Origin of the sequence: Haloarcula sp. JP-Z28 (assembly GCF_011440255.1) — an archaeon.
Taxonomy (GTDB): Archaea; Halobacteriota; Halobacteria; order Halobacteriales; family Haloarculaceae; genus Haloarcula; species Haloarcula marismortui.
Genome location: NZ_JAAOHT010000056.1, coordinates 21,302 through 29,744, shown reverse-complemented (window position 1 = coordinate 29,744; position 8,443 = coordinate 21,302). Strand labels below are relative to the sequence as shown.

The following is an 8,443-nucleotide window of genomic DNA, read 5'->3' as shown; positions in this document are numbered from 1 at the left end:
TTCATCGGCGACCGGACCACGTCGTCGGCGGGGTCCTGGTCGTGGATGACATCACAGAGGTTCGTCCAGCGGAACGTGTACATCCGGCCCTCGTCCCGGCTGGTGTAGTCCTCGAAGTAGCGCCGGACCTGCCGGTCGAAGTCGGACTTCCCCGACCCGACCGGCCCCAGCAGAAGCTTGATACGCTTCTCGGGGCCGAGCCCGCGAGCGCCGGATTTGACCTTGTTGACGAACTCGTGCATCGCCTCGTGGATGACCCGTCCGTAGAAGGTGTTCTCACCGTTGTGGAGCGGGTCCTCACTCGCCAGTTCGTATTCGACGACGCCGGCCTCCTCGTCATAGCTTTTGCCGTAGTAGTCGAACATATCCGCCACGCGCTGGTGGGCGTTGCGGGCGATCTTCGGCTCGTCGTACAACTGTTGCAGATACCAGTCGAACGTGTTCGTCTTCCGGAGGTCCGCCGGTATCGTGTCACGGTACTCCTTGCTCAGCGCTTCGAGTGTCTCGTTGTTCTTGCTCATGCTATCTCAGTAGTTCGTCGTGGCTGCAGGCGACCACCGACTGTCGCGGGCTGGTCTCGGGGCTGTGTCGCTCCTCGGTGTCGGTGCTGTCCGCTGCAGATGTGACCGCAAACAGCCGCTGGTTCACCCTTCACTGCGGGGTGACGCGTGTGCCCTTCCATGGCTGACCTGCCGGACGGAACACGGGGACTGTTCCGACCTGGTGTGGTAACGGGAAGCAGTGTCGAACTGTTTCCGATACTATTTACCGTACGAGTTCTGTTCATATAAGAACTTTGCCCTCTTATGTGCATACCGCCGATAAATTCCGGTCCGATAGTCGTCCGAATGCGGGGATGGCGGGGCACACCCATGTTACCATGTCTCATTATTTTGGCATTGGTTTATATACTGTGTCGGTTGTCAACTGTTCTCTCTGGTGGGTCGGCCAGTGTTTAGCGCTGGATTGATGTGAATCTGTTGCCGGATTGATTGACGAACGAGAACGGGACACACGGCAGCGCAACTCAGCGCATCGCTGTTGCCGTCGTGCAACCGAGTGCCGGTATCTGGGCCTGGGACGGACCAGCGGATTCTTGCCCGTCCACACCGATTCGGCTGTATGGACCTGTCGGGCCTCCCCGATGACTGGACGGTGTGGAACGAGACCGACGAGAAGCTCATCCTCGCGTACCGCCCGGACGTATTCGACTCGGAGCAGTTCCCGGCACCGTGCCTGCCGACTATTTACCTCACGCGCGGGAAACGGACCCGCCGCCCCGGCGCTGACCGGACCGGAGAAAGCTGGTACGTCACCTTTTATCTTGAGCCCGAAGTCGAGCGCGACGCCGATTCCGCTGCCGTTGAGGGCGCTGTCGCACTCGCTACTCGGTTCGCCGACGGCGAACTGGACTACCGCTCGCTGTATCAGGTGCCCCGCGAGGCGTATCTGGCTAAACTGGACGACCTGACCGGGCGGACATGATGCTTTACCGTGGCGGCGTTCTATAGCCCGGTATGACCACTGTCACGCTCGTCGGGACGCGCCTCTACGAGCGTCGCGACGCTGCCGTCGAGGGCGCTGTGGACCTGGCCACTCGGTTTGCCGACGGCGAACTGGACTACCGCTCGCTGTATCAGGTGCCCCGCGAGGCGTATCTGGATAAACTGGACGACCTGACCGGGCGGACATGATGCTTTACCGTGGCGGCGTTCTATAGCCCGGTATGACCACTGTCACGCTCGTCGGGACGCGCCTCGCCGAGGTCGGCGCGGAGTTCGTCTACCGCGGCGAAGCCAGCGGCTGTGCTGACTGCCCCTACCGCGACCAATGCCTCAATCTGACGACCGGAAACCGCTACCGGATCACCAACGTCCGCCAGAGCGGGCAAACGCTAGACTGTGCCGTGCATGAAAACGGCGTTCGGGCCGTCGAGGTTGAGCCCGCACCGATTCAGGCCAACGTCCCCTCGAAGGGTGCGTACGCTGGGAGTAAGGCGTCGCTGCCGGGCCCCTGTCCGCACACCGAGTGTCCCAGCCATCCCTACTGTGAGCCTGCTGGGGCTGAGTTTGATGAGGAATATCGGATATCCGAGATTGTTGGTGACCCGCCGCATGACTACTGTATGCTAGACCGGGATCTGACGTTGGTGGAGCTGGAAGCGCCCAGAGAATAGCTGAATCGGCACTATACAGTTAAACAATTTGAGGCGTGAAGACGCAGTAGCAGGAAAATATTATACAATTAGTATATCCTCTCAGAGGCTCATCTCATGAAAACAGTTAATATCTGAGAAAGCAAGCGTCCCCTAACACCCGTAGGACGATTCGGGGGACACCCCTATCATGCACATACTTGACGGCGACATCTCTGAAGTGAAATTAGTACTTGATACGCCGCCAGTCCGAGGACCAGACCTATATAACGTTTCTTGTGGAGAAGGTACCGTGTAAGGGTGTCGTGGAATATGTGGTACGAAATGGATCGGTGTGGTGTGCTTCCAAATGTGGTTGATGAGCCCGATACCTACTGTTGATGTAGAGTTGACGAACGATTGATGCGGCCCCACTTGGCGAGTGGTAGATTGTTGTCAGGTACCCGAAGGAGTGGAAAAAGGCAGAGGCATAATCGGAAAAGAAGTGGAAGTCTGATCGCGCACTCTTTTATCAGCAAATCAATCAATATTTCCTGATAGTCTAGCAGTTACTTCGATTTATCGGACGAATTAAATGCTGACAAAGTAATATGAAACCGAACTGTATGGCTTCGCTCCTTCGGTCGATATTGTCCATTTTCTCCGGAAAAGTCGCTGGAATACTGATTAGCTTGGCGTTCACGCCGATTCTCGTTCGGGTCATCTCTCAGACTCAGTACGGCTTGTACGCGAGTGTTTTGGCTGGTTTCAGCATTGTAACGCTTCTGTCGAAGGGAGGGCTGTTTGACGCGACAAGGAAGACGGTCGCCGAACACACTGATGATCCAACAGAGGTCTCATCAATTGTCTCCACATCGTTGCTTCTCAGCGTCGTCTACGGGATAATTGCCACAGCCGCCGTCCTGTTATCTCTTTGGTTGAATATTATTCCCGCTCGATACACACCATACGTGTGGATACTCATGGGTGCGATACTCTTCACGAACATCTTCGCAATCGTGAAGGGTGCCTTCTACGGACTCCAGCGGGAATCAGTCGGCGAGGTTCTGAATATTGTTCGCCGCCTTGTGTACTCGGTTGGTGCGTTGCTGCTCGCATATGTCGGCTACGATGTGCTCGGCGTGTTTTCCGCGTACGCAATCTCGTTCTTACTATTGAGTCTCTTTGGGGGTGTTGCACTCACAAGATATTCCTCCTTTGGCCTCCCGAGATGGAGTGATATTGCGAAGCACGGGAGGGGAATTGCGTCTTTCGGTGGGTACCAACTGATCGGCGGATTGAGTGTGATGCTATTGTACCGAATAGACATCCTCCTTGTCGAATTCTTCAAAGGTGGGACGTTCACGGCACTCTACCAAAGCGCGATAACTCCTGCCGAGATGATCTGGTTCGTGCCCTCGGCAATTCAGTTGGCGTTTCTTCAACACACTGCGAATCTCTGGAGTTCCGGTGAGCTCGGAGAGATCAACAAGAACATCCAAACCGGAGTAAAATATGGCGTCCTCTCGTTGACCCTGTTCGGAGTGGGACTGTTCGCTCTTGCGGAACCGTTCCTTACAGTCTACTTCGGTCCTGACTACGTCGGCGCAACCACTACGTTACAAGTGTTGATCGTCGGGACCTTTTTCTTCGGTATCACCCGGGTTGTCACTCCCGTGTTACAGGCAACTGGTTGGGTCCGACACACGGAACTCATCACCTTCGGTGCGCTTGTACTCAATGTCTTGCTGAATACGCTTCTAATTCCCCGATACGGGATCATAGGTGCTGGAATCGGAACCGGGGTGTCTTACGTCGCCATGTTTGCTGGGAATGTTGCACTGTGGGCGTATTCCCCATTCGATGTCGTTCCACTACGGTGGGCTGTGAAGCTCGCAATAACGCAGGGGGCTTTCGCAATCCTATTCCTTGGACTCGTTAAGCTCGTTAATTTCTCTCCGTGGCTATCGTTGTTCATGTTCCCACCACTGGGATTGGTGTCATTTCTAGGTATCAATATGACAGTTGGGTATATACCAACCCAACAAGTACGACTCTACTTGAAAAAAATGATCAAGCACCTATTTTAGTTCTGCCGACAATTTCACCCCCAGTACTATCGTGAGGTACAGCTAGTTGACGCGTTATGCCTTCTTCAAGTATACACTTTTGAGCTGTCGTGCTGACTTGCGCCAGTCCTGTGAAAGTGCCTGTTTATAATTCGCATTCCCCACACCTTCGAGATCGTCATGATCTCGGACTTCTTTCAAGGCATCACCTAATCCCTCGGGGTCATCACTATTGTAAAGGAACTCATTATTTTCAGAAATGACTTCAGGGATACAACCCATATTGGGGGTAACAATCGGCAGCCCGAAAGACAGACCTAGGTGAACAGATCCGGAATTGAGGATGTGACGATACGGCAATACGAGTACATCTGCTGCGTTCATATAATACTGAACCCGATCTTGTTCAATAAATTTGAAAACGGTAGAGATATTTTCATTAACACCGCTTTGTTGTTCAATTTTTCTACGAATATCCTCCGAATGTGGATTACCGACAACCCACAGCTCTTCATTATTATGATCTAGCTCTTCAAAGGCTTCAATGAGATCTGGAACTCCTTTGTACTCCCGAATCATCCCAAAATATAGGTAAACAAATTTTTTGTCATTAATTCCGAGATTCATACGAGCCTCCCTTCTGCAAACGGTGTTCTCATATGATGAAATGTAGTTCCCGTCAGAGACAACACAGATCTTATCGGAGTCCGCCGCATAGAAAGTTGATTCAATATCATGTTTTGCATACTCACATTTGACTGTGATAGCATCAGAAATACGACACACCACTTCATTTATAATTCTCTCTGTTTTCGGATATTTGTTTTCATGATGGCTTTTGTTGTGAACTGTCCAAACAACGGAGGTCTGCAGCATTGAGATAATGAGTAGATCGATTAAAAAGAATATAGAACGCCCGATAGTGATTATACAATCAAGAACTCTCACCCCAGAAAATCCGTTGACCATATAGTAACGGTAAAGCCAATCAAGTTGTATGGCTTCTGCATCTGGATATTTGAGGCAGGATCGCGTTAAAGGGAATAGCCAGTAGTTCACACCTTGACAGACAGAGACACCTTCTTCCTCCAACGCGCCATAGAGTAAATCGATATATGGATTATCACCACTCTGCTCCATACCTACCACTGATATCTCATTGCTAAGTTCCATCTATTGAAAAGTATTATCTGTCTATTTGAAACACCTTTGCTTAATCGAAGGACAGGATATAGTTTTGGAGATGGGGTTCGAAACACTGACACTTCCTTCCTTGATTTAACGCCGCGGTTCAACGATACCCCAAATCTTCTAGCCGGTCTTCGACTTCCTCATCCAATTTTGCCTTCTCAACCTCTGAACCTTTGCCTTCTTCCTGAATTCTTTGAATAGTCTCTCTTGCTACTTTTTTCGAAAAACCTGGATTGCTATACTCTGTGTGGTGTGTTGCTAGGGTTCGAATTGCTTGCGGTATCTGTCTTGGATTCGTCTTGAGAAACTCTCGGTTCCATCCCCTAGATCTTTTTGCGATAATGAGAGGTGTAAGTAATCGACCAAAATGAGACGTAAATGTATGGCCACCCTCCCCGTCCCAAAGTCCAGCAGATTGGTAAATTTTCACATCCCTACCTCGAATAGAATATGTGTGCATTCCGTCATTATATCGCTCACTAGGAACCTCTTCAAATAGATTTACACCCTCTGGTCTTAAACGCGAACCTGACTTATTAAGAGCTGAAAGTACAGTAGGAACAATATCGATTTGTCCGATCGTTTCAGGTTGTATCCCAGACTTGCTGATATCCGGATGAATGAAAACAGTAGGAACGTAGACTAACTCTGGTATGCTAGGAGTAGAGTGGGAAACTAATCCGTGTTCCCCGAGAAGTTCACCATGGTCACCAAGATATACTATGAGGGTGGACTCTCGGAGATCACGGTTCTCAAGTAATTTAATCCTCTCTTCAAACCTATTAGCCGATTTTTTTACCATTTCTGAGTAATGCTGCTGAATTTCTTCCTGAGTATGCGAGAATGTCTCCATCATCTCTCCGAATGTCATCCCATTCTATGGGATATGGCCCCCTTTATCACGTTCAAGATAAATGAAAGGAGGCTCAATATCATCAAGTGTGTCTGAACTTGAGTGATCTATTACTGTCTCTAATCCTCCCTTGTTGCCAGCTGCTGGATTATGAAACCCAGTATTCATTTGAGGCAGATCAAAGAGACTAGGAACTCTAAGCTTGTGTGTCCAATCTGAGACACCATGGTTTGGCGGATTTTTACCGGTGAGGATGGATGAAACTGCCCGCATTGTGGCACAGGCTGCCGCGATCGTTTTAAAAGATGCACCTAATGAAGTGATTTTATCGGGTGTTTTGTCCCATCTTACCGCATCTGAAACATAAATATAAATATTTTCTACATCAATCTCATTTCCAAGGACGCGACGAGTCATACATACGTCTTTAATCCATGTTGTATAAATACTTTGTTTTAGATGATATTATAATTTTATTGGTATCCGTGGAAGTTGAATCAACACTCTCAATATTAGATATATATTATTAGGTAAGAATAGCAGAGAGATAGAATAACTTGTTAAGAATTTATCCTTGTTATTTTCTCTTATTTTTCTGTGTTGGACTAGAATTTTAATAATATGATCATTATCCAATAGGTGCTTGTTGGCACTATATTATTTATAACCGAGATCTTCAAGATGTGACTGAGTCTCTTCATCCACAGTTACAGTGTTTGGCTCACCGCTAGTCTCGATCTGAGATTCACAGTCAGAGATATGAGATTCCAGTTGACTCATAAGCTTGCTTGCTCTCTTTTTATTTGTAGCGCCTTTTTCCTCTGGTAGCTGTAACAATGTTGTTCCTTCACCGACAAAATATCCAACAATAGACTGGAGAGTTCTTATATCTGTAAGTAGACGAGGTGATATGTCAAACAGTTCTTTAGTACAAAGTTTGTACTCTGTTCCACGAATAGAACGATAGAGCAAGTTTCCGTTATGTATCTGACTAGTCGAATAAACGAATGATTTAGAATTATTATTGACAGAACGACTAAGAGATCTTCCCTGAATAGCTGATGGAGCGTCAAGATCAGCGAATTCATAGAGAGTTGGGAATAGGTCAATCAATTCAACTAATCCGTCATGTCTATCTGTACCAAAATCATTATCGACATCAGGCTTGACAATGAGTGGCACGTGAATTAGCTCGTCATATGGAAGGACTGCTTGGTGACCGACGAAAGCAGATTTATCGAATACGCTAAAGTACCGACGTTTTTCTGCGCTAGTCACGGTCTTAGCGGCCCGCGTCGCGGACTTTGATGCGTGCTCAAGTCGTGCGTGTTCATCGAATAGTTCTCCGTGATCGGCAGTTACGAAAACGGCTGTTTCATCATACACCCCATTATCTTTAAGACAATCTATAACTTCGCCTAGTTTCTCGTCAGTATGCTTGATAGCCCGATCGTACGTTGAAATCACGTCTTCGCGTCGATCGGCTGGCAATCTACGCATCCAATCTTGGGTACCCTCACCACCCTGCTTTACGGGTTCGGTAGGATCTGAAACAGTTCTATTAGATGGTGGAAGGTATGGATGGTGGGTACCCATTGCCCAGATAACTACAAAGAATCCTCCATCGGCGTTTGACTCCAGCCACGGGAGCAGTTTTTCATTCAACCGTCCCATGATATCTGGTCTGAGTCCAGAATCGTCCTCTCCGAGATGATAGAATTCGTCGAACTCTTGTTTGTAACCACGATCTGGAGAAACCCCAAGTGTTGTTGAAAAGCAGGCAGTTGAGACTTCTTCTCCAAATCTATCAGCTAGGTGTGGTTGATCGGAGTCCAGCCCCTGATGAAACTGCTGACTGTCATGTGTCTCTGGATATAGTCCCGTAAAAATCGAACCCGCAGAGGGATATGTCCATATTGCCTGTGAGAAGGCGTTATCAAAACTTGTCCCATCAGCAGCGATATTATCCATCTTTGGTGTAATATCTTTTTCATATCCGTTACATCCTAAATGGTCATACCTGAGACTATCCATCACATACAACAAACCTCGAAACGGATCATCCTCTGACATTGTCATGACCTATTTTCTCCAAGTATTTAAATTAATCTAGGGATAGAGATATCCTATTCAATCTAATTGGAATTGGTTAATTTCGATAAATTCTTGCTGATAAACATCCTTATCAGATCGTGA

Annotated in this window: 7 protein-coding genes and 2 pseudogenes; 4 read left to right on the top strand and 5 right to left on the bottom strand. The window is 48.5% G+C overall.

Translation table 11 applies throughout. From position 1 onward, the window contains the following. A pseudogene (locus G9463_RS17405) lies at positions 1–521 on the bottom strand (serine protein kinase PrkA); the annotation flags it as partial. Positions 522–1,122: 601 nt separating this feature from the next. On the opposite strand from G9463_RS17405, the gene G9463_RS17400 reads away from it, so the two are divergent. The 4 genes and pseudogenes from G9463_RS17400 (at position 1,123) to G9463_RS17385 (ending at position 4,224) form a co-directional block, all read left to right on the top strand. Next, a complete protein-coding gene (locus tag G9463_RS17400; protein ID WP_165897375.1) occupies positions 1,123–1,485 on the top strand; it encodes a DUF5820 family protein in 363 nt (120 codons plus the stop codon). A 65-nt stretch (positions 1,486–1,550) separates the two neighbouring features. Continuing rightward, positions 1,551–1,694, top strand: a pseudogene (locus G9463_RS17395) (DUF5820 family protein); the annotation flags it as partial. A 32-nt stretch (positions 1,695–1,726) separates the two neighbouring features. Continuing rightward, on the top strand, positions 1,727–2,176 hold the full coding sequence (locus G9463_RS17390; RefSeq protein ID WP_165897374.1) for a UPF0179 family protein: 450 nt from the start codon (positions 1,727–1,729) through the stop codon (positions 2,174–2,176). A gap of 584 nt (positions 2,177–2,760) precedes the next feature. After that, positions 2,761–4,224, top strand: coding sequence for an oligosaccharide flippase family protein (locus G9463_RS17385; RefSeq protein WP_165897373.1), 1,464 nt, complete (start codon positions 2,761–2,763; stop codon positions 4,222–4,224). A 54-nt stretch (positions 4,225–4,278) separates the two neighbouring features. On the opposite strand, the gene G9463_RS17380 is transcribed toward G9463_RS17385, so the two are convergent. From G9463_RS17380 to G9463_RS17365, 4 genes are all read right to left on the bottom strand, one after another. After that, on the bottom strand, positions 4,279–5,376 hold the full coding sequence (locus G9463_RS17380; protein WP_165897372.1) for a glycosyltransferase family 4 protein: 1,098 nt from the start codon (positions 5,374–5,376) through the stop codon (positions 4,279–4,281). Between the two features lie 118 nt (positions 5,377–5,494). Continuing rightward, positions 5,495–6,265, bottom strand: a complete 771-nt coding sequence (locus G9463_RS17375) for a sulfatase-like hydrolase/transferase (RefSeq protein WP_165897371.1) — start codon at positions 6,263–6,265, stop codon at positions 5,495–5,497. A gap of 6 nt (positions 6,266–6,271) precedes the next feature. Continuing rightward, positions 6,272–6,664 (bottom strand): hypothetical protein, encoded by a 393-nt coding sequence (locus G9463_RS17370; protein ID WP_165897370.1) that lies wholly within the window; start codon positions 6,662–6,664, stop codon positions 6,272–6,274. Between the two features lie 240 nt (positions 6,665–6,904). Beyond that, complete coding sequence (locus tag G9463_RS17365; RefSeq protein WP_165897369.1) at positions 6,905–8,320, bottom strand: sulfatase; 1,416 nt, start codon at positions 8,318–8,320, stop codon at positions 6,905–6,907. Positions 8,321–8,443: the final 123 nt, after the last annotated feature.

Excerpts from the sequence above, each read along its gene's own strand:
- G9463_RS17380 (WP_165897372.1), bottom strand. The coding sequence starts at position 5,376 with ATGGAACTTAGCAATGAGATATCAGTGGTAGGTATGGAGCAGAGTGGT.
- G9463_RS17365 (WP_165897369.1), bottom strand. The coding sequence starts at position 8,320 with ATGTCAGAGGATGATCCGTTTCGAGGTTTGTTGTATGTGATGGATAGT.
- G9463_RS17375 (WP_165897371.1), bottom strand. The coding sequence starts at position 6,265 with ATGACATTCGGAGAGATGATGGAGACATTCTCGCATACTCAGGAAGAA.
- G9463_RS17390 (WP_165897374.1), top strand. The coding sequence starts at position 1,727 with ATGACCACTGTCACGCTCGTCGGGACGCGCCTCGCCGAGGTCGGCGCG.
- G9463_RS17370 (WP_165897370.1), bottom strand. The coding sequence starts at position 6,664 with ATGACTCGTCGCGTCCTTGGAAATGAGATTGATGTAGAAAATATTTAT.
- G9463_RS17385 (WP_165897373.1), top strand. The coding sequence starts at position 2,761 with ATGGCTTCGCTCCTTCGGTCGATATTGTCCATTTTCTCCGGAAAAGTC.
- G9463_RS17400 (WP_165897375.1), top strand. The coding sequence starts at position 1,123 with ATGGACCTGTCGGGCCTCCCCGATGACTGGACGGTGTGGAACGAGACC.